This is a genomic window from Streptomyces lushanensis (assembly GCF_001700515.1).
GTDB classification, from domain to species: Bacteria; Actinomycetota; Actinomycetes; order Streptomycetales; family Streptomycetaceae; genus Streptomyces; species Streptomyces lushanensis.
Window position 1 is genome coordinate 1 of the sequence record NZ_MAUD01000021.1, and the last position, 20,507, is coordinate 20,507.

16 protein-coding genes, 1 pseudogene and 2 CRISPR repeat arrays (1 of these 19 running past the window's edge) are annotated in these 20,507 nt (G+C 66.0%); of the genes and pseudogenes, 10 read left to right on the top strand and 7 right to left on the bottom strand.

The genetic code is table 11. From position 1 onward, the window contains the following. The first annotated feature begins 2 nt into the window (after positions 1-2). A CRISPR array of direct repeats spans positions 3-427; the repeat unit is 30 nt; unit sequence GCTCGTCATCAACCCAGGAGGGTTCGCAAC. Positions 428-1,903: 1,476 nt separating this feature from the next. Continuing rightward, a complete protein-coding gene (locus tag BFF77_RS01845; RefSeq protein WP_245703086.1) occupies positions 1,904-3,157 on the bottom strand; it encodes a pentapeptide repeat-containing protein in 1,254 nt (417 codons plus the stop codon). A gap of 250 nt (positions 3,158-3,407) precedes the next feature. On the opposite strand from BFF77_RS01845, the pseudogene BFF77_RS36480 reads away from it, so the two are divergent. Further along, positions 3,408-3,676: pseudogene (locus tag BFF77_RS36480) on the top strand (serine hydrolase); the annotation flags it as partial. Between the two features lie 293 nt (positions 3,677-3,969). Further along, positions 3,970-4,164 carry a hypothetical protein gene (locus BFF77_RS01850; RefSeq protein WP_066943088.1) on the top strand — a complete coding sequence of 65 codons (195 nt, stop codon included), beginning with the start codon at positions 3,970-3,972 and terminating at the stop codon, positions 4,162-4,164. An 83-nt stretch (positions 4,165-4,247) separates the two neighbouring features. Here the strand turns inward: BFF77_RS01850 and BFF77_RS01855 are convergent, their stop codons facing one another. Further along, positions 4,248-5,459 carry a Shedu anti-phage system protein SduA domain-containing protein gene (locus BFF77_RS01855; RefSeq protein WP_066943090.1) on the bottom strand — a complete coding sequence of 404 codons (1,212 nt, stop codon included), beginning with the start codon at positions 5,457-5,459 and terminating at the stop codon, positions 4,248-4,250. An 853-nt stretch (positions 5,460-6,312) separates the two neighbouring features. Beyond that, on the bottom strand, positions 6,313-7,539 hold the full coding sequence (locus BFF77_RS01860; RefSeq protein ID WP_066943092.1) for a DNA sulfur modification protein DndB: 1,227 nt from the start codon (positions 7,537-7,539) through the stop codon (positions 6,313-6,315). 265 nt (positions 7,540-7,804) lie between these two features. Here BFF77_RS01860 and BFF77_RS01865 point away from each other — a divergent pair, with 265 nt between their 5' ends. Then, positions 7,805-8,860 carry a CHAT domain-containing protein gene (locus tag BFF77_RS01865; RefSeq protein WP_066943097.1) on the top strand — a complete coding sequence of 352 codons (1,056 nt, stop codon included), beginning with the start codon at positions 7,805-7,807 and terminating at the stop codon, positions 8,858-8,860. A 412-nt stretch (positions 8,861-9,272) separates the two neighbouring features. Here BFF77_RS01865 and BFF77_RS01870 read toward each other — a convergent pair whose 3' ends face one another. The 4 genes from BFF77_RS01870 to BFF77_RS01885 all read right to left on the bottom strand — a co-directional run bounded on the left by BFF77_RS01870 (position 9,273) and on the right by BFF77_RS01885 (position 13,691). Beyond that, positions 9,273-10,166, bottom strand: a complete 894-nt coding sequence (locus tag BFF77_RS01870; RefSeq protein WP_066943099.1) for a septum formation family protein — start codon at positions 10,164-10,166, stop codon at positions 9,273-9,275. A gap of 779 nt (positions 10,167-10,945) precedes the next feature. Next, positions 10,946-11,272, bottom strand: coding sequence for a hypothetical protein (locus tag BFF77_RS01875; RefSeq protein WP_066943101.1), 327 nt, complete (start codon positions 11,270-11,272; stop codon positions 10,946-10,948). After that, positions 11,269-12,489: a Shedu anti-phage system protein SduA domain-containing protein gene (locus BFF77_RS01880; protein WP_066943103.1), complete on the bottom strand. Its 1,221-nt coding sequence runs from the start codon at positions 12,487-12,489 to the stop codon at positions 11,269-11,271. The genes BFF77_RS01875 and BFF77_RS01880 overlap by 4 nt, the downstream gene beginning before the upstream one ends. A 713-nt stretch (positions 12,490-13,202) precedes the next feature. After that, positions 13,203-13,691, bottom strand: a complete 489-nt coding sequence (locus BFF77_RS01885; RefSeq protein ID WP_066943105.1) for a hypothetical protein — start codon at positions 13,689-13,691, stop codon at positions 13,203-13,205. Between the two features lie 270 nt (positions 13,692-13,961). Between BFF77_RS01885 and BFF77_RS01890 the strand changes: the two genes are divergently transcribed. The 7 genes from BFF77_RS01890 to BFF77_RS01920 all read left to right on the top strand — a co-directional run bounded on the left by BFF77_RS01890 (position 13,962) and on the right by BFF77_RS01920 (position 20,156). Continuing rightward, positions 13,962-15,197 (top strand): helix-turn-helix domain-containing protein, encoded by a 1,236-nt coding sequence (locus BFF77_RS01890; protein ID WP_066943107.1) that lies wholly within the window; start codon positions 13,962-13,964, stop codon positions 15,195-15,197. Continuing rightward, entirely contained in the window at positions 15,194-15,766 is a 573-nt protein-coding gene (locus BFF77_RS01895; RefSeq protein WP_245703087.1) for a flavoprotein, read from the top strand. Before BFF77_RS01890 ends, BFF77_RS01895 begins: the two co-directional genes overlap by 4 nt. Positions 15,767-15,940: 174 nt before the next feature. Then, positions 15,941-16,426, top strand: coding sequence for an ATP-binding protein (locus tag BFF77_RS01900; protein ID WP_079124733.1), 486 nt, complete (start codon positions 15,941-15,943; stop codon positions 16,424-16,426). Further along, positions 16,423-16,881 carry a hypothetical protein gene (locus BFF77_RS01905; protein ID WP_066943113.1) on the top strand — a complete coding sequence of 153 codons (459 nt, stop codon included), beginning with the start codon at positions 16,423-16,425 and terminating at the stop codon, positions 16,879-16,881. The genes BFF77_RS01900 and BFF77_RS01905 overlap by 4 nt, the downstream gene beginning before the upstream one ends. A gap of 232 nt (positions 16,882-17,113) precedes the next feature. Further along, complete coding sequence (locus tag BFF77_RS01910; protein WP_079124734.1) at positions 17,114-18,115, top strand: D-alanine--D-alanine ligase family protein; 1,002 nt, start codon at positions 17,114-17,116, stop codon at positions 18,113-18,115. A 14-nt stretch (positions 18,116-18,129) separates the two neighbouring features. After that, complete coding sequence (locus BFF77_RS01915; protein WP_066943116.1) at positions 18,130-18,774, top strand: C39 family peptidase; 645 nt, start codon at positions 18,130-18,132, stop codon at positions 18,772-18,774. Beyond that, positions 18,771-20,156, top strand: a complete 1,386-nt coding sequence (locus tag BFF77_RS01920; protein WP_066943117.1) for a UDP-N-acetylmuramoyl-tripeptide--D-alanyl-D-alanine ligase — start codon at positions 18,771-18,773, stop codon at positions 20,154-20,156. The genes BFF77_RS01915 and BFF77_RS01920 overlap by 4 nt, the downstream gene beginning before the upstream one ends. Positions 20,157-20,294: 138 nt before the next feature. Next, positions 20,295-20,507: direct repeats of the CRISPR family, unit length 29 nt; unit sequence GTTGCGAGCCCTCCAGGGCTGATGACGGC (it continues 592 nt past the right edge of the window).

Sequence of the window (20,507 nt, forward strand, 5' to 3'; positions counted from 1 at the left end):
GCGCTCGTCATCAACCCAGGAGGGTTCGCAACACAGAGACCCGACCGTGTCCTAGAAAGACCAGCATGCTCGTCATCAACCCAGGAGGGTTCGCAACTCCGGGTCCGCCGCGGTGTTGCCGGTGTCGAGCCGGGCTCGTCATCAACCCAGGAGGGTTCGCAACGCGAGCGCGGCCCCGACACCGGGGTGCATGAGGGCGAGGTCGTCATCAACCCAGGAGGGTTCGCAACCCCAGCGATGTCGAATGGACCTCGAAGGGGCGGCGGTCGTCATCAGCCCAGGAGGGTTCGCAACTACGCCGGGCGGGTGCCGCACGGTGCGATCGGCCGGGGTCGTCATCAGCCCAGGAGGGTTCGCAACGCTGCGGCGAAGTCGACCTGCACACGGGGCTCTACGGGTCGTCATCAACCCAGGAGGGTTCGTAACCGGTGCGCTCCTGGATCACCGGGTTGGTGATGTTGTGTCGTCATCAACCCAGGAGGTTCGTAACGAGACAAGCCCGTCGGCGGGCGCCGCTGCCCCGGCAGTCGTCATCAACCCAGCAGGGTTCGCAACAGCAGCCAGGTTCCCTCGATCGCCCGGGAGGACTGGGGCTCGTCATCAACCCAGGAGGGTTCGCAACGCTGCCTGGTCTGCTCCAACCCCGTCCTGCCCGGCTCGTCATCAGCCCAGGAGGGTTCGCAACGGGACGGTGCGGTTGCTTTCCCAGCCGCGGGCTTCCAGGTCGTCATCAACCCAGGAGGGTCGCAACCTGATGACGTGGGTGAGATTCGGATCCTGCGTGGTGGGTCGTCATCAACCCAGGAGGGTTCACAACCGCCAGGTGACGGTGAGCAGGAACAATTGGCCGGGCGGTCGTCATCAACCCAAGAGGGTTCGCAACAGCGCCTTCCGCATGATGATCTTGCCGGTCATCGCGTGTCGTCATCAACCCAGGAGGGTCGTACACCGGTCCGAGAGCGAGATGGCGCCGCTTCGAGCGGCCTCAGCCGACAGCCGCTACGTAACTCTGATCCGTCGGCCGAAAGAGCATGCCCGGCACCGATGCCCTCTGTCACCTCTGCTGCGGCGACAGAGAAGTGGCACCTGTCTCGCACCGCTGCCGCACCAGTAGAAGCGGTGAACCACGGCCAATTGCGGCACGTGGCGGCTGCTCCACAGGTCACGCCCAAGAGGCACTTAATTCGTTGACCTGCAAGGGAGCGAACAAAACGCCTGTGATTCCCAAGCTCAGAGCGCGAGTTTGATTCTCGTCACCCGCCCCGTAAGAAAGCCCCAGGTCAATAACCCGGGGCTTCGTTGTTGTCTAGACCATTTGCGGCTTGACCAGCCCTCCGCCAGCCCTATCCCCTGACGGAGGCCAGGTTCCAGCGAACTTCGGCACCGCCTCGATGCCTTTCCGCGCCAGGCTTCTCGAATGGCGAGACGCATTTCACGTGAACTGGTTCACACCGGTGTGAGTTGGCTCGTCATTGCAGACGCGATGTCAACCTCCGTGCTGCTGCGGTCGCATATTCGACTACTGGCGGTTCCGGCCTTCCTCCCATCTGGCCGCAACTCGCTGTGACGGTCGAAGCACGTCCCGTCCGCACCGGTCAAGGTGACCACACAGTCAAACAAGCTGGGGTCTTCGGCGCTTATGCCGAAGACCCCTGAGCATCAATCGAAGAAACGCGTTCCAGATCGGCAATCGCTGACGGGCCCGACCTGTCCATGGTCGGGCCCGTCAGATGTCTTCGCTCAACGGCTTTCGGCAACCGAGCTGATACTGGTGGCGACGACCGGACAGCACGTCGGCTTCGAGCCATGGCTGGAATGGGGCTGTCTTGTGCTTCTGGGCTCGTATACGTCTGCCGCGCCTGTGCCACACGGAAGCCCGACACCTGTTGTAATGGACGCCTCATCAAGGGCCGAGTGGTGAGCGCCACGCCTGAGGCAACGTCACGCCGGACGGCAAAGGATTCAGCCCAACCGGGAGGACGTCCCCCGAGGCATCGGCGAAATCGAGGACGCCACCGCGAAAGGTCGCTCTTCTGAAATCAACGGTGCCTCCGGAAAAGATCGCCAGTGGGAAGACGACACTGCCGGTGGAGAAGTCCACGCCGTCGAAGAGGACGGTGCCGGCAGAGAACGTTGCCTGACGGAATGTGCTGTGTCCGGAAAACATGGCCTCGCTAAAGTCGACTGTGCCGCCCGAGAACCTTGCGTTTAGGAAATCGGCTCCGGCATCCGTGAAGTCTGCGCCGATGTAGCTGACCCTGCCGTCAGCAAACGTTGCACTGCCGAAGCTGACGTGGCTGCTGAAGTAGGCGTCCTGGAAGTCGACTTCGGCACCGGAGAATCTTGCGCCGACGAAGCTGGCTGTGTGGGCGCCAAAGCTGACGCCGTTGAAATCGATTAACCCGTCGGAGAACATCGCGCCTATGAAAGTGACCACGCCGGAGGTGAAATCTGCGAGGCGGAAGTCAACCGTGGCACCACTGAAATCGGCCTCGTCGAAGCTGAACGCTCCCGCATTGAAGGTTGCGTTCTTGAAAGTGACGGTGCCCCCCGAGAACGTCGCGCCCGAAAGATCGCCGCCGTCGAAGACGACTCCGGTGAAGTCCAGATTATGGCCCTGCCAAGAATGGGGATGCTGGGGAGCGAGACGGAGACGGTCCCGAATCAGACGGATGACGGTGTGCCGTACCTCCCGAAGCGCCATGTACTCGTGCCGGACATCCGTATTCCCCTGCTGCGGAAGATCGTCCCCGGTGGTGTACGGGAGTCGGAGATATGCGCACAGAACGTCGATGCATGTCTGTCGTAGGTCCCGGGTGGGGGCGTCATCGGCGAGGCCGGCTAGGGCGTGAACACCACCGAGGCGCACGGCGGCGGATTGATCGCCGAGCTGGGAGACTGCGGCAGTGAAACGTTCGTTGTGCAGGCGGGTGGCATCACGCAGAGCACCGTCCTCGTCGACACGTTGGCGCCGGTAGGCCACAACCAACGCGACCAAGGCTCCAGAGCCGGCGACCACCCCAAAGGACAGTTTCACCAAGTCGAATAGCGTCTTGGCGTCGATGCGGCGCTCAGGCTTCAATCCACGAGCACCGAGCAGGTCCCATCCGGCGAAGAACACCGCACTGGCGACGGAGATCGCGATAATGAAGGTCAAGGCCAGGACGGTGCCTACAGGCCACAGACGCAGGCCGCGCCGTTCGGCACGACGCCGGGACAGATTTGGTCTCACAGACCACAGGACCACCGACGGCCCTCGGACGGTTGCACCACATCCTGTTCCGGGTCAGCTCTACCGGGGCGGTCTGGCAAGGCAGCCCGCCCTGTACACCCGGTCTCCGGTGCCGCCGAGGGGTTCGAATCCCCCTGCTGGCCGCCGCACCACTGCTACGGTCGCCCGCATGGCCCTGGAATCGGCAACCAGGGAGCAGGCCAGCAGGAAGGACTAGGTGATGCTGATCCCCAGCCGATTCAGCACTGGCTACATGCTCCCCACCGAGACCAACCCCATGAGTGCCCGAGCGCTTTCGGCCACACGGGGCGAGGCGGCTCCCTCGGCTTCGCCGACCCGGAGCACAGCATCGCCTTCGGATATGTGATGAACAACATCACCGGGGGAGCTGACGATGTGCGTGCGACGCTGCTGGTCGAGGCAGTCCGAAAGGCTCTGGCGTAGAGGCAAGTTACCCCGAGGACCACGTTTCTCGCCGAGCCGCATCGCACCCACCTCGGTGAGAGTCCGGGGCCTGCCTGGACAGTCGGCCTGGCCGACAGAGAGTTGCCGTGCGAGACGCAGGCGATGAGACCCGAGTTCAGGGCGTCCACCTGCAGCGTGCAGCTGCAGGTCCACAGACTGCCTGCCGCGCCGCGCCTGCCGTCGCGGCAATGCCCTCTGGGCCCTGCTTCGCAAAACCGCCCGACCAGCAAGCGGTTGCAGCCGCAGCAGCCTGAACGAGGCATCCAGCCCCCGTGGGAGCCACGCTCAACGCCGCAGAAGACGAGGCTCCGAACAGCACCACCGAGGAATACCTCCACGCCGACAACTGGCCGGAGGTCGTAGGCGTCGCCGGACGCCTCGCGCACGTCATGGTCACGAACGACCTGAGCAAACTCGTCGCACTCCACGAGGCAGGGAGGGGCGGCACATCACCGCTCACAGGCTGACCGCGACCGACCGATCCTGGCCGTCGCCATTGCGAAATCCGCAGGCCATTTCCTCACCTGCAGCCCAGGCCACCCCGAAGGAGCTAGGCCGCCGATGTGCTGCCGAGGGAACGTTCGGCGTTGTCGAGCAACTCCTTGTAGGTGAGCACCTCGACGCGATTCACGTGAGTGTTGAGTGTGCGCAACGCCTCGTTGATCGACTCCTCGGGTACGAAGGGCTGCACCAACGGGTGCCCGATCAGCACCATCGCGCTGGCTCGACGGGTTTCAATGCCAAGATCTTCGCGGAGCCGGTGGCGGTTCTCGTCCAAGCCGACCAGGTAATTCACGGCCTGACCGACGGCGTCGTGCACTTGGGCCGTAGGAATCCACGATCCGCGGTGCTTCTTCACCAGAGGGCCGGTCAGGCTCATGGCTCGCTTCAACTCGACGACGTGCAAAGCCCCGTCATGGCGAATCAGAGGAAGATCGACCTCGTCCCCCGGCACTAGCCGACGATGGATCGCCTCCCCCACGAACCGTCCGCCGAAGATCCAGTGCTGTCCTTCCAAGGCCCGCTGAAGTGCGTGTTCGGACGCCGTGGGATCCTCCACGACCGTACGCAAGGCCGCCAGGCCGCCCGATCGCCGGTGCAACTCCGCCGCGCGGAGAACCATCTGGCCTTCTGTATCTGCGGCAAGCAGGGCAATGGCCTCCGGCGAGGTGGTAATTCGGCGAGCAGCTTCTGCTGGATCCTCGATGTCCACCCGCTCCCGCAGGACACGTTGCAGCCACACCGCCAACTCCGCACGCCCGCGGAGAAAGCGATACCGCCCCGGACGGTCCTCGGGCGCGTCAAGGAACCGCGCATCCTCCGAGAGCGAGTAGAGGTGGGCGATCAGATCGTCCACGCCGACATCAGGATGCTCGTCAACGAACTCACGACCTGCCTCCGCAAGGTATTTGAGCTCGATCCCGAGCCCGTTTCCCACATACTTCTGCAGCCTCTTGTTACGAACGCCATCCTGGAACAGGCGATGGCGCTCATGGAAGTCAGGTTGAAGGATCCGCCCCTCGGCATAGTCCAGTGAGTCCTGTACCAGCCGGACGACCTGCCATTCGCCAACGTCCGCCGCACGTTGACGGACCGCCTCCAACAGGTGGATGAGTACCTTCCCGCCACGGCGATGCCTTCCTCGCCCACTGTTCATGTGATCTCTTGCTGATACGAGAGCTCCCTTCACATCCGGATGAACGGCCTCATTCAGCACAAGCCCCAGCTGCAAATCCAGGGAGAAGTCTGACCTCACGCTCATGCCACGAGTCTGACCGAGAGGTCTGACAACGGAAGCCCCCGCCTCCGGACACGCGGATCATCCCGGATCGGCGAACACCGGCCAGCAGCTTTTGTTACGTCGCCATCACCACGGCGGATACGGGAGGGCAGGCACGCCACCAGGTACCAGGTACCACCGACGTCCCTTCCTGGCATGAACCCGGCAGCGGTTTCAACGTACCCGCCGAGGGCCTGTCGGCCCCCGACGCGCCTCTATGCGCGTGCCCGCGAAGCGCGCAGTGCCGTCGGAACGTCGGAACCAACGACGGTCACGGCCCAGGGCCCCCGCGTAGGCGCGCATTGGCGTGCCGCGGTCAGGACATTCATCCTCGATGACGAGGCCGCCGACCCCACCGGCATACCTCCCACAAGAGACCACCCCACGCGGGGCATCTCTGCGGGGCGCGTGCCACTACATGCCATTCGTAGGGGTGAACAGCGGTCGCTACGGACCCCATCCGACCCCTGGCCCGGAGACCATCCGCACTGCGTATTCGCTGGTCAGAGTCACGCCTGGGCATCACGTGCTGGGTGATTCCCAAGCTCAGAGCGCGAGTTCGATTCTCGTCACCCGCTCCATAAGAAAGCCCCAGGCCAGCGGCCCGGGGCTTCGTTGTTGTCTAGACCTCTCATGGCCTCTCGCACCACTTGCGCACCAGATCTGCACTACAGGGCCCATGGGGAAGCACGGCAACGAACCGCAGGCCCAAACGAATTCGGCCCCTGCCCAAACTTGCGGAGTCAGGGGCCGATTCCCACTTGCGTGGCGGTGTGAGGATGCGAACCCGGGTAGGATTTAGTCGACAGTTTTCAAGCCTTTTGCGAGAGCGAAGCTAGAACCGTCCGCGGATCTGCTTACCGGTGTCGCTCTCAGGGTGATTCAGCGCGTCGTAGACCTTGTGGCCAGAGTCACGGGCGCCGCCGGCCCAGGAGACAGCGCCCCTGTCGGTTACCTTGGCCGCGATGCCGCCCCAGTACTTCGCCTCTCGCTCCCACTCGATACCCTCCAACATCCGCTCCAGGGTGACGCCCTCGGGCATGGGGTCGGCGCTCCAGGACATGGTGCGGTTCATGGTCGCGCCGAGGCCTGCGATGACGGCCGGGGCGGTAACGGCAGTCTTGGCGTGGAAGAGCGCGGCGTTCTCCTGGAGAAACGCGCCCACCGTCTCCATGACCTCGCGCTGGACGACGGCCCTGTCCGGACGGTCGCCGTTCTCGTTGGCGGGGATATCCTCGTGCTCGATACCGGTTGACGCCGCGTGGATACCGGCCTTACCGAGCATAGCCGTAGCGACTAGAGTCCGCAGGACCGACATCGTCATCCACTCCACGGCCTTGTCCGACACCTGGCGCTTGCCGGTAAGGATCAGGCTGGACAGCGGAACCGTCGTCTCACCGGTCGGCACCTTCAGCGACTCCATCAGCTTGCGTGTCACGGTGGTACCGAAGTCGCGGCCATCCATGGACATGGCCAAGGACTTGTCGACCGGAACGCCCTTTAGGTTGCGGTCGTGGAAGATCTGGCGGGCGGCCATGACGCTGATACCGTGGAAGATCTCGAACGACAGCGGGATCGCGCCAAAGTCGAAGTCCTCCAGGTCGTACGCAGCCGGGTTCAACTTAATCCGGTGCCAGGCAGTGACCTGAGTCTCGCTATCGAGAGCGTAGAGGCCGTCCTTGATCGGCAGGGCCGACGAGCCGTCCTCAGAGATGACCAGCGGACGCGGTGACCACAGGGTAATCTGCGGCAGCGACCAAGCGTTGTCGTAGTCCCCTCGCAGACCGGCCGCAATGTAGTCAGCGTACTCGCCGACGTTTTTAGCCTTCTTGCTGCCCGCAGTGCCAAGGAGCCGCTGGATCTCGGCGCGCGTACTGGCGTACTCACTGATCGGCCGTCCGGCCTTCTGGGCACGCTTGGTGGCGTCCTCGACCTCCTGGGGATCGTTGACGATGGCCAGCAAGTTCTCGCAGTCGATGACGCCGTTCGCCATAACCCCTTTGCGGATCTCCCGGAGGTTGACGGGCAGGCCGGTGGTCACCGGCTTCAAGAACGTGGGCATGCTCAAGATCTCCCCCCATGGGCGCCACTTTGACGCGTCGTCATATTTAGACGCTATAGGTCGCATCATCAGTAGGTCAACTGAGGTGGCGAGAATCCTCGATTAACCGTGCCGCAGTCGATGATTATTGGCTGCGGCAGAGCTTATGACCCCGCAAGCGCACTAGCGGCGAGCTATCCTCACCACATCAGTTGTCCGCGGCCATGGTGGAGGCCCCCGCAGAAGCGAGCTTTGATCGGCTCAGGCCGGGGAGGGCCCCGTCGTCGTGGTCAACACCAGTGACTTCCGCTGCGACGCGCTGATCCTGGATCATGACCGGATCCAGGTGGTACCGCTGGCTGGCCTCACCGAGGCAGCGGCCCGCACCCGCGCGGAGTCCTTCGCAGATGCCGTCGCCGCAAGCCAGGACCCGGCGCGTACGGCGGTGCGGCGCTTGGCGGCCCAGGAGTCGGTGCACGAGACCCCGGGCTGGCTGTGGGACGTCGCTGCCGAGCACGTCCTGGACGCTCTGGGCCTGGTCGCGGTAGCAGCCCCCGACCAGCTCTGGCCCCGGATCTGGTGGTCGCCGAGGGGGGTTCTGGGCACCCTTCCCCTGCACGCCGCCAGCCATCATGGGGAGGACGCCGAGATCGCCCGCACGGTCCTGGGCCGAGCTGTCTCCTCCTACACCCCGACCATCCGGGCGCTTGCCCACTCTCGCGCGCGGTCACATCGTGGCAGCGGCAGGGTTCTCGCGGTCGCGATGGCTCAGACGCCTGAGGCCGCCGCGCTGGAAGGGGCTCTGCGCGAGCTCCGGCAGCTGGTCGCCGGCTACCCGTACACGCTCGCGCTCACCGGACCGGAGGCCACCGGCTCCCGTGTCCTCGCCGAGCTGGCGCACTACTCCGTCGCGCACTTCGCCTGCCACGCGGTGAACGACCCTGCCGACCCCTCGGCCGGCCGCTTCCTCGTCCACGACCACCTCGAACGTCCGCTGAGCATGCGGGACATCGCCCACCTGGACCTTACCGCCGACCTGGCCTATCTATCCGCCTGCGAGACCGCCCGGACCGGACCCCGGTTCGTCGCCGAGGCGATCCATCTGACCTCGGCCTTCCAGATCGCGGGCTACTGCCATGTAATCGGCACCCTCTGGCCCGTAGCTGACGACGCTGCCGCCGACATCGCCGTCGACGTGTACGACCACTTGCCGAAGCGCCCCGACGGTACCCCCGACTCCGACGACGTCGCGCTCGCACTGCACCATGCTCCACGTAGGCTCCGCCAGACCTACCGCAGAGTTCCGACGCGCTGGGCGTCTCCTCTCCACGTCGGCAGGTGAGGGAGCACTCATCAACCCAGGAGGGCTCGCAACATAGTGGCGAAGCGGGCGGGCTTGGCCTCGGGCTCGGTCCTCATCAACCCAGGAGGGTCGCACACCGGTCCGAGAGCGAGATGGCGCCGCTTCGTGCAGCCTCGGCCAACGGCCGCTACGAACACTGATCCGCCGGCCGAAAGAGCATGCCCGGCACCGACGCCCTCTGTCACCTCCGCTGCGGCGACAGAGAAGTGGCACCTGTCTGGCACCACTGCCGCACCAGTAGAAGCGGTAAACCACGGCCAATTGCAGCACGTGGCGGCTGCTCCACAGGTCACGCCCAAGAGGCGCGAGTTCGATTCTCGTCACCCCCTCCACGACGAATAAACGGGGCCGGGTCCTTGACGGACACGGCCCCGCTGAATCCGACGGGGCGTCAGCCCGCCCAGACCGCGGCCTCGTCGGCCGGAACGGTGGTGGCCAGGCCCAGTTCCTTGCGGGCGGCGACCGACTTGTTCGGGTCGATGTCGGTGAACGCCGGATCGTAGGCGATGTAGAACGCGTCGGCGTCGGCGGCGTTCGCGGCCTTCTTCCAGTTCCCCGCCGCCTTCGTCAGCGTCGCACGGAGCTTGCCGACCTCGGCGCCCTCGATGCCGTCCAGGCCCTTGACGTGTGCGTCGAGGGCAGCCGCGACGGCCTTGGCCTGCGCCTTGTAACCGGCCAGGTCGTCCTCGACGCTGTCCTTCTCGGGCTGGGTCGCCCACAGGGCCTCGTAGACCGCGTTCGAACCCTTGAGGTACGTGGTCTGCTCGAGCTTGAGGGACTTCGCGGTGTCCAGCGAGCCGCTGAACGTGCTCTTCTCCGCGGTGTAGGTGCAGCTCACCGCGCGGTCGCCGGTCGCCCAGCTCTCCTTGGTCGGGGTGTAGTAGAAGAGGGCGACGCCCTTGGGGAACGCCCAGGTGTCCGGGGCGTGCCTCTGCGCCTCACCCGCGCAGCGGTTGTCCGCGATCGCCGAGACCCCGTCGTCGCCGGGGTACTCCGTGCCCTTGCCCTTGTCGATCGCGAACTCGCCGATGACCTGGCCCTCGTGCGCCTCGTCGCAGGGCACGATCTCGACGGTGTACGCCATCCCCTCGGCCTTGCTGTTCGGGTTGTAGCAGTCGCCGATGTCCAGCGAGAACACCGAGCGCTGGCGAGCCACCTTCTTCGCGCCGTCCTTGGCGCTGTCGACGGCATCGGAGACGTCCGAGCATCCCACCGCACCGATCGCGAGTAGGGCGACAACGGCAGATATGCCGCGAAGAGAACGGTATGGAGCACGGATGGTCATGACGCGTACATCCTCTTATGTGATCTTTATGAGGGGCACGCGCATCGTACGCCCTTCCTGTGGCCCAGCTGTGCGAAGGCCCTCACTTCACCGCGGCGTCTCTGACTCGCGACAGGCCGCGAAGGTTGTATCCGGGCTGCTCGCAGGTGGGAGTCATGAGGGCCCCGTGCCACCGCTGTGGAACTGGGTACTGTTGAGCGTGGAGGGACGCGGGCAAGGGCGGGCGTACCGCGAAGGACAGGTCCTCCGAGCCAAATGCGGCAAGCGCACCGTCATACCGCGAACCCGGCCACTAACGAATCGAGGTTCATGACGATCGCCGGGGCGGTCTATACGGCTGGACCGGCGCCGTCGTCCCACTGCCTCGACTCCTCGGTTTGCCGAGTACCCAACAGAGGGAAAGCGTGCCGACGCGCGCACGCGCGAGCGGACGGAGTACTCCACATCCTTCGCGCAAGCGCACCGACCCCGTGATTTTGTGCGTGAAGTGCCTCGCCGTGCCGATCCAGCCACCCAAGCCGTCTTCGCGATCGCCCAGTCGCGGGCCCAACCCCCATCCCAGCCCTTCAGGGCGGTACACCAGGGTCAGAAGCGGTCAATCCAACCGGCTCCAGCACAGCTCCTGGACCCAAGTAATACCTGGTCAGAGCGCTGCGGCACTCCGAAGCGCCGTTGATTCCCAAGCTCAGAGCGCGAGTTCGATTCTCGTCACCCGCTCTTGAGAGAGGCCCAGGTCGGCGACCTGGGCCCTCTTCGTTGTCCATTCGCCGAGCGACGTGTCAGCCGCGCTTCTGACGCAGGTGGCGAGAGGCCGCGAGGCACGAGGACAGCCACGTCGCCTCAGCGCGATTGATGATCAGGTCGCCCACGGTGACCACCCCGTCCATCATGCTGCCGACCCGTATGGAATGGTCGCCGACGCGGAACAGCTGCCAGTCGGCATCGCTGTGCCAGAGCCGGCCGGTCTTCTCTCCCCGGCGCTGGGCGAAGACGAGTTCTTCCCCGTGCTCGTTGAGGAAGTAGCCGACGTAATCCTTGCCCGTGATCACGCCACCGCACAGGCGGGCCAGCAGCTGTTCGATCGCAGGACGCGCGTCTTCGGTCATGCCGTGGGCTCCTCGGTCTGGTGAGCAGGGTCCTGCTGCGCTGACGCGAGGGCCAACATCCGGGCTGCTGAGTCCAGCAGGGTTCCGTACGTGATCACCTCAATGCGTGCCGCGTGCGTGTTGTAGGTGCGCAGTGTCTCCGCGATCTCGTGGGAGGTGACGCCCCCACTCACAAACCTCGGATGCCCGATCACAACCGTCGCCGAGGCCCTACGAGTATCAACGCCATGGCGCGCGAGGATCCCCTTACGGTTCTCGTCCATGGTGCGGAGGTAGTTCTGCGCCTGCGACACCGCGTGGTGGGCCGCGGCACCTAACATGAGGTGGCCGCTGCGGCGTATCACCAGGTCCTTGATGTTGGCACGCTTAAGTTCCACCACATGAAGGGACCCGTCACCACGCAGAAGGGGGATGTCCAGAATCGTGTCCGAGGTGTACTGCCGACGTGCCAGCTCTGCTACATAAGCACCGCCGAAGATCCACTCCTGATTCTTCAGACGGGCGTGGAGTGCGCTCTCGGAGCTCGTCTCGTCCTCCACTGCAACCCGGAGAGCGTCGAGACCTGCTCTCCGGGCCTTCAGCTCCAGCAACTGGGCGAGCAACCCCGCGTCGGCGTCCGCCAGGAAGTCGCCTACCATTCGCGCGGCCTCGGTTGAGGCCGGTCGTGGCAGGTTCCTCAGGACCAGCTCCATGTGCCCGTACTGCTGGAGTCGTCTCCTCTCTCGAGTGGGCAGCCGGATCCCACCCTCCCCCGTACCGAGGCCCAAGTGGTCCACGGACAGGGCTATACCGCGAAAGAGGTCCCGAGCATCGGCCACCGTCGCCTCGGGGTTGTCCTTGGAGAGGGCGTCCAAAACGGCCACCGCTCGATCGGCGCCCATGGCCACCAGCCTGCGCATGCCCTCCTCGCTACGATGCCGAGCATTCTCGTCGTAGTAGTTCTCCAGGATTTCGAGGAACAGTTCGCCGCCGGCATAGGCGGCGAAGCGCTGGAACCGCTGCGCAAGAGCGAAGTCTCCGAGCAGAAGAGATTCTTGGGCAACATCCTCCAAGGCGTTCACCAACGGCCTGCCCTTGCCGTACCCCGTCCCGCCGAAGGCAGGACCCATGATGCGCAGCACTTCATTGATGCGCTCCAGCACGCTCGGGTGCTCAGTGAGCTCCCGAGCTCCGCTGACCATCTGCCAGAGCGTAAAACCGGAACGGAAGGTCGTCATGCGGTGACCTTAGAAGGAGGCACTGACAACGACCCGGGGCGAGTGGATCGTGGCCAAACCGTCTCGATCAAACGAGTCTCCGCAGGGTGAGGCGGCCCTCCGCGCTCTGTGCCCCAACCGTGCCCCTGGGAGCGGTGCACAGCAGCCCCAGGTCCGAGACCTGCGGCCCCGTCGTTGCCTCGATCTGACGTCTCGCACCGCCAGGATGTGGTCTCCGACGCACGCGCGCGCCGCCCAAGGGGACGCGCCACTACGTGCCAGTAGAGGCGGTGAACAGCGGACAACAGGGGGCCGCCAAGACGCTGAAGAGATGGGACCGAGTTGACATTTCCGCAGGTCAGAACCCGTGCACACGGCAGGCGCCGGGTGATTCCCAAGCTCAGAGCGCGAGTTCGATTCTCGTCACCCGCTCCACGACAAACCCCAGGTCAATGACCCGGGGTTTATTTGTTGTCTAGACCTTTTCCGGGTGAGTCAGCCCTCCGTCAAGCCCTATCTGCCGGCAGGGGCCACGTTAGAGCGGCTTCCCGCGCCACTTCGAAGCCTTTCTGCGCCAGACTTCTCAAATGGCGAGACGCATTTCACGTGAACTGGACCACACCGATGTGAGTTATTGCGACATGGCGTAAACGAAGGCCAGGAGCCTCCATACCGGCCGCATGTGGGCGGACGGGTGCCTCCTCGGCACCAGCTTGGCCCTCGGGACGTGATCGTCAGAAGATGCCGAAGAAGCGATGCCACCAGGTAGGCCACTGAACGTGATGGGGCAGCTGGCTCGGCCCGTCGTAGTCGCACTCCAGCAGTTCCTCGGGAACCACCACATACCCGAGGTCGACCAGCGCCCGACTGACCTTGGCGAGATCGGCGACGTCCAACTCCCCCTCTGCCTGGGGCTCGTCCGTACCCAAGAAGGCTCCTGGATTATCGGCACAGACGAGAGCCAAAGAGCCGAACTTGCTCACGCAGACGACGATTCGCGTCCCGCACACCGTCGCATCCGCCGGTACGACAACACGTCCGTACTCACTGGAGTCCTGGGTGTCCTGCTCAGCCGTACAGCGAGCCGCGAAGTCGTCTTCCAGCCGGGACACCAGTCTTCCGAGCAGGACAGCGTTCTCACCGCGGTCGTAGTGTCGTGGCCACTCCAGCCACTCCAAATCATCGAGCTCACGCAGCAGCGTCAGCAGATCCACTTCGTTCACCGTCGCCCGCCCGTCCTGACGCACGAACTGCGCCCAGAGCTACGAAGTGCCGCCCGGCACGCCCGTCCCGCCTCCGAGCTCCCCGACAACGCCAGAACCAGTAGCTTCCACTGATCACTCAGTCCCGGACAGATCGTCCGTGCCTCCGCGCACCACTGCTCTCACGCTGAGCTCGTGCAGCGCAAGGATCGTCCGAAACTCCGGACCCGTCCGTCACGTTGCCGCGTCGCTATCGTGGGGAACGCCCCTACATCACGGGAGGCAACACGTATGCGTGGTCTCGGAGATCACCTGAGCATCGGCGAGCGGATCGCCTTCCACCGCAGACGCCGTGGCTACACGCAGCAGGTACTGGCCGGGCTCGTCGGCCGTAGCACGGACTGGCTGGCGAAAGCGGAGTCCGGTCGGCGCAAGCCGCCGCGTATCGACATGCTCGCCGAGCTGGCTCGCGTGCTTCGCGTGCCGCTCGGAGAGTTGGTCGGCCAACCCGTGCTCATGGAGGACGAGAGGCAGCAGGACGATGTCCCGGCCGTGCGGGACGCGTTGATGAGTCCGCGCCGTTTGTCCCGGTTACTGTTCGGGCCGGAGGCCGAGGCACAGCTCCCGAGTCCCGGCCCGACCGCCGAGCTCGTAGAACAGACCTGGGACGACTACCAGTCCGGTCGGCTCGGCAAGGTGATCGCCGGACTCCCCGGCCTCCTTCAGACCGCCCAGGAGCTTGAGGACCGCGCGGCGCGCTCCGCCGTGGAGCGCCGGGACTGCTGGGCCGTTTCCGCCCGGGTGCACCACCTCGCCGCCACCACGCTCGCCAAGATCGGGGAGTCCGACATCTCGTGGCTCGCCGCCGAACGAGCCATGCGGGCCGCCGACGAATCCGGCGACCCACTCGTCCTGGCGTCCGCCGCGCGGTCCGGGACACATGCCCTGCTGGCCAATGGCCGGTACGACGACGCCATGGAACTGGGCAACACCGCGTCGGCGTGGTTGTCGGCCCGGGTCGATGAGACCGATCCGGCCGCACTGAGCCTGCTGGGCATGATCTACCTACGGGCTGCCATCGCAGCGGCCCGGCACCAGGACCGCGCCACGGCGACGAGTCTCCTGAACAGAGCAGAGGCGCTCGCCGACCAGCTCGGCTCCGACGAGAACCACTGGCAGACGAGCTTCGGGCCGACGAATGTCGTGCTGCACCGGCTGTCGGTGGAGCTGGACCTCGACAACATCTCGTATGTCGTGGAGCACGGTCAGATCGATGTGGACCACATGCCCCCGGAGCGGGGTGTCTCCCACCGCATCGACCACGCCCGTGCCCTGTCGCTGGCAGGCCAGGGCGACAGCGCGTTCGCGGAGCTGCGTACAGCCGAGCACGCGTCGCCACAGCTCGTACGGAACAATCCCCGTGTACGGGACACGCTGCGCGACCTGATCAAGCAATTCCCGGTCACCGGCAGCGGTCGTTCATCGGAATTGTTCATGATGGCTCAACGATGCAGGGCGGTGGAGTGAACACCAAGAAGCGCGGAGTCCTCGGGGTCGTGGGCACGAGTGCCGGCGGAGTCGAAGCGTTGCGCACCGGGCTGGTGGAACCGGCCATGGCACGCGGGTGGCAGGTCGCCGTGACGCTCACCCCGACGGCCGGGCGATGGCTGCGGATGAACGGTGAAATCGACCGGCTGGAAGAACTGACCCGCCTGCCGGTACGAGACGAGCCCCGGCTGCCCGGCGAGGCAAGACCGCACCCGAGCGTGGACTGCTACGTGGTCGCCCCCGCCAGCGCGAATACGGTCGCCAAACTCGCGACGGGTATCGCCGACAACCAGGCGCTGACGCAGGTGGGGGAAGCCATCGGCACCCCTGGGCTACCGGTCGTCGTCTTCCCAAGGGTGAACGCCGCCCATGTACGCCACCCCGCGTGGCGGGGCCATATCACCGCGCTGCGAGAGGCCGACGTTCACCTCGTCTACGGCCCGGACATCTGGCCCCTGCACGAGCCACGCGCCGCCCCCGCCGGGCGGGACCTGCCGTGGGGAACGGTGCTGGACACCATCGACCGCGCCACGGAAGCGACGGAATGACGGCTCGTCAACTGCCTTGATCTGCGGGAACAGAGGACCCTGACAAACTGTCCGGGTCCTCAGTTCGTGGCACATCGAAGCTTGTTGCCATGCCGGAGATGGTCGAGCGACACAGCGCGGGAACCACACAGACGGACCACCGCACCCAGCAGTACGCCCCGTTCAGGCACCTCAATGCCGTTGTCCACAGGCAGGGGCGGTGGCAGCGGTGAAGGCGACCCTCCCCACCGAGGACACAGCGCCCGCCGGCACCGGGCTTCGGCAGGCGATCTCGTGGACATTGCCCCGCAGCTCCACCTCGTGGCCCCCGTACGACACGCGGTTATCGCGACCCTCCGGCTGTGGGGTGTCCCCGAGGTCGCGGACGACATGGGGCAGATCGCGACCGAATTGGTCGTCAACGCCCTCCTCCATGGGGACCCGGCCGGCGTGACCGTGATCTTGACAGTCCGGGACAGCGACGCGGTGCTGGAGGTCGATGACGGCAACGGCGGGCACCCGGCCGTACGGCATCCCGCCACGGACGACGAAGGCGGGCGGGGCCTGATCCTCGTCCAAGCACTGGCCGACCGGTGGGGATACCGGCCCGGCACGTGTGGGCGGAAGACGGTGTGGGCGTCGCTCACCCTGCCGGAAGTCGGGCCGGAGGATGCGTCGTGATCGCCTCCCGTCCGCCACACCACGGTGTGTTCGCCAACCGAAGGCAGGCCGCCGCTACCATCGACCGGGTCTGGCGCCGCCCACCGCCCTCCCACCTCTTCCGCTGCGAAGCCTTCGCGACCCTGGACAGCCCCGACCGCCAGAGCGCGATCATCCGGCCGCTGTTCTGGCTCAGCAGAGTCACCGTCTCCGGCCCGGAAGCGGCTGTCGCATGGATCGTCGACCGGCTGGAACTGTTCGCCCAGTTCCTGGACGGGCCCGACATCGGTCGGGCGGCCCGGTGGACCGGCGACGAAGAAGCACGCTGGCGGGTGCTGCTGGCCTTGCGCGCCGGTAAGCGGCTGTCCTTCGAGGTCGTCGACCGCGATGGGGTCCACTACCAGGCCATGGTCTGCCCCGTACGCGAACGTCCCCGTGCCGGGCCCCGTTCACCGTCCCTGTCGGCAGCCGTGTAGAACACGGCCTTCGGACGACGGCCGACACCCCTCCGCCTCGCGCGCCGGTGTACGCGCAAGCATCCCGCCCCCCATCGGAGGCGACCATCAAACTGCCGTCTCGGCCGAGAGTGGTGTTTCAGCGTCCCGGCGCGGTACTTCCCCCACAGCCTTCCACCGCGTAAACGCGGGGTACGGCGGTCTCGCCGGGACGCCCCATGTCGGAGCGCACTCCAATTTCGAGGGAGCATACATGTCCGTATTACCCGACCACGCCGTACGGTCTGACGACCCCGTACGACCTGATCGTTCCGCCCTGAGCGTCGGCGTGCTCTACGGAGGTGATTCACCGGAACGCGCGGGCTCGATCGTCTCCGGCGAGGCGGCCTGCAAAGCCCTGTCCGCGCAGGGCGTGCGCGCCGAGTTGATCGATCTGACCGACCTGGATCTGGCCGCGCTGTGCGGCCGGATCGATGTGGCGCTGCTGGCCGCGCACGGTCTCGGCGGCGAGGACGGCAAAGTGCAGGGGGTTCTGGATCTGCTGGGCATCCCCTACACCGGCTCGGGGGTCCTGGCATCCGCGACCGGGATGCACAAGGTGCGGTTCAAGGAGCTGATGCGGTCGGACCTGATCGACACGCCGCGTTGGGTGGACATCTCCCCTTCGTGGTCCACCGAGACCACCATCTCCACCGCAGCGCTGACACTGGGCTATCCGCTCTTCCTCAAGCCGGTCTCCGGCGGCGGCAGCCTCGCGGCCGGCATCGCCCGCAACAGCACCGAGCTGCGCGACCTGCTCACCCAGGCCCGGGAGCGGCCGTACGACGGGTACATGATCGAGGAGTACGTCCCCGGTACGCCCTGCACCGTCGGCGTGCTGGAGACCGGCGGGGAACTGGACACCCTGCCGGTGCACTCGGTCGAGACCGACCGTCCGTTCTACGACTACGACGCCAAGCACGACCTGTCACTGCGGCGCGAGACGTGTCCTGCCCCGCTCCCCGATCTGGTCACCACGCGTCTGACGCAACTGGCGCTGCGCGCGCACCGGCGGATCGGCGCGCACGGAGTCTCCCGCGTCGACTTCCTGGTCTCTCCCGACGGGCGGATCCCGATGCTGGAGATCAACACGGTGCCGGGTCTGTCGCCCAACGGCAACCTCGCCACGATGGCGGCAGCGGCCGGCATCCCGTACGAGGAACTGATCCTGCGCGTGTTGGACACCGCGTTCACCAAGCCCGCCTACGTGCCGTAGCAGACTGTGAGGCCATGACAGGCTCCCCGTTGATCCACCGTGTCCCGTACTACTCGCAGTGGGAATCCGCCGCTCTGGTACCCGAATTCATCACCGGCACCAGAGCGGCGGCCGACGACCCGCTGTGGCCCAAGTCCGGAGCCGACACCCGTGAGGAATACGCCTTCTGGGCCCCGCGCATGTGCGGGATGGCGTGCCTGCGCATGGCACTGGACCACTGGGGACAGGAGGTCCCGCCCTCGGTCCCGCTGCTGCGCGATGCACTGGAAGCGGGCGCGTACGTACGGAACGGCGAGCAGGTCAAGGGACTGATCTACGCTCCCTTCGCCCACTGGGTCACCCAGCGCTGGGACCTGTACGCGGACGTACGGCCCGAGTTGACGGCGGCCGACATCAGCACGGAGATCGCCCGGGGTCATGTGGTCCTGCTCTCGGTCCACAAGTCCATCCGGACCCTTGATCCCGCACCGCCCCAGCGCGGCGGACACCTGGTCCTCGCCGTCGGCACCAGCACCGAGAGAGTCCTTCTGCACAACCCCTCCGGACTGCCCGGACAGTCCCAGGAGTTCCACCACGTCCCCTGGACGGACCTCGACCGGTTCTTCGCCGGCCGCGGAGTCGTCCTGGGCCCCCACGCACAAGGAGCCACCCTCCAGTGATCCCCCTGACCCTCGCCGAGATCACCGAGGCGACCGCAGGCACCCTCCACCACGTCACCGATCCCGCCACCCCCGTCACCGGCCCGCTCTCCTTCGACTCCCGGCACATCGCCCCCAGCAGCCTCTTCGCCTGCCTGACCGGCCGCACCCTCGACGGACACGACTTCGCCGAACAGGCCGTACGCGACGGAGCCGTGGCCGTCATCGCCACCCGCCCCACCCCCGTACCGACCCTGCTCGTTCCCGACGTCCTGAACGCGATGAGCGACATCGCGCGGGCCATCGCCACCCGCTACACGGGCACGGTCATCGCGCTGACCGGATCAGCGGGCAAGACCAGCACGAAGGACATCCTCGCAAGCGTCCTGACACTGGACGGACCCACCATCGCCAACGAGAAGTCGTTCAACAACGAGATCGGCTTCCCCGTCACCGTGAGCAGGGTGATGCCCGACAGCCGCTACCTCGTCCTGGAGATGGGCGCCCGCGGCAAGGGACACATCGAGAAGCTGTGCGACCTGGTCCGCCCGAATATCGCCACCGTGCTCGGCGTCGGCTCGGCCCACATCGGAGAGTTCGGCAGCACGCAGGCGATCGCCGACGCCAAAGGCGAGATCGTCCGCGCCCTCCCCCAGCACGGCGTCGCCGTCCTCAACGGAGACGATCCGCTCGTGGCCGCCATGGCCCAGCAGACGCAGGCCCGCGTCATCACCTTCGGCACCGCGGCCGGCTGCGACGTCCAGGCCGTGGACATCACCGTGGAACACGGCCGCCCCGCCTTCACCCTCCGCCACGGCACCAGCGAGGCCCGCATCACCCTTCGCGTCCACGGTCGGCACAACACAATCAACGCCCTCGCCGCGGCCGCCACCGCGATCGCCTCCGGAGTCCCGTTCCCCCGCATCGTCTCCGGCCTCCAGGAGGCCGGCCTCTCCTCGGGAGGCCGCATGGAAATCCTCGAGCGCCCCGACGGCATCACCATCATCAACGACGCCTTCAATGCCTCGCCCGAATCCGTCATCGCCGCGCTCACCGCCCTCTCGGACATCGCCGGAACAGATCGCCGAAAGATCGCCGTCCTCGGCGAAATGGCCGAACTCGGCCCCGAGACGGAGGCATGGCACGACAAGATCGCCACAGAAGTCCTGGCTTCCGGGATCGCTCTGACCATCGGCATCGGCGGCGAACACGCCACCCGGCTGACCGCCGCCATCCGCAAAGGCGGAGCAAGCGCCATCAAGACCGACCGCACTCCCTCCCTTCCTCAGCACATCAACGCCCGGCTCAAACTCGGCGACGTCGTACTGATCAAAGGCGCCAACGCACTGGCCCTGGAACAAACAGCCCTGGAACTGGCCGACATGCGAACAGCGGAGAACTAGGGGCGTGACATAAGAATTCCCCACTGAAACGGGTGCGTGAAAGTGGACCCTGGGAAGTCTCGCCTTCCGATTGGCAGCTCGATGACAAGCTGAGCGCAAGGTGGAGTCCATAGCGCTGGCCCAGTTCACCACGGACGCGCTGCGAGCCCTCCAGGGCTGATGACGGCGGTGCCCGAAGTCGTCACTCAGGAGATCCTCGGGCAGTTGCGAGCCCTCCAGGGCTGATGACGGCGTGTTCGTAGGTGGTGAAGGCGGTGGCCGATACGGGTTGCGAGCCCTCCAGGGCTGATGACGGCGCGCGGGCGTCCGCAGCTCCTCGTACGGCGTCACCAGTTGCGAGCCCTCCAGGGC

What these genes read in the sequence shown, in the direction of transcription:
- BFF77_RS01890 (WP_066943107.1), top strand. Translation starts at nt 13,962, where the DNA reads ATGCGTGGTCTCGGAGATCACCTGAGCATCGGCGAGCGGATCGCCTTC.
- BFF77_RS01915 (WP_066943116.1), top strand. Translation starts at nt 18,130, where the DNA reads ATGACAGGCTCCCCGTTGATCCACCGTGTCCCGTACTACTCGCAGTGG.
- BFF77_RS01870 (WP_066943099.1), bottom strand. Translation starts at nt 10,166, where the DNA reads ATGACCATCCGTGCTCCATACCGTTCTCTTCGCGGCATATCTGCCGTT.
- BFF77_RS01910 (WP_079124734.1), top strand. Translation starts at nt 17,114, where the DNA reads ATGTCCGTATTACCCGACCACGCCGTACGGTCTGACGACCCCGTACGA.
- BFF77_RS01860 (WP_066943092.1), bottom strand. Translation starts at nt 7,539, where the DNA reads ATGCCCACGTTCTTGAAGCCGGTGACCACCGGCCTGCCCGTCAACCTC.
- BFF77_RS01855 (WP_066943090.1), bottom strand. Translation starts at nt 5,459, where the DNA reads ATGAGCGTGAGGTCAGACTTCTCCCTGGATTTGCAGCTGGGGCTTGTG.
- BFF77_RS01880 (WP_066943103.1), bottom strand. Translation starts at nt 12,489, where the DNA reads ATGACGACCTTCCGTTCCGGTTTTACGCTCTGGCAGATGGTCAGCGGA.
- BFF77_RS01900 (WP_079124733.1), top strand. Translation starts at nt 15,941, where the DNA reads ATGCCGTTGTCCACAGGCAGGGGCGGTGGCAGCGGTGAAGGCGACCCT.
- BFF77_RS01875 (WP_066943101.1), bottom strand. Translation starts at nt 11,272, where the DNA reads ATGACCGAAGACGCGCGTCCTGCGATCGAACAGCTGCTGGCCCGCCTG.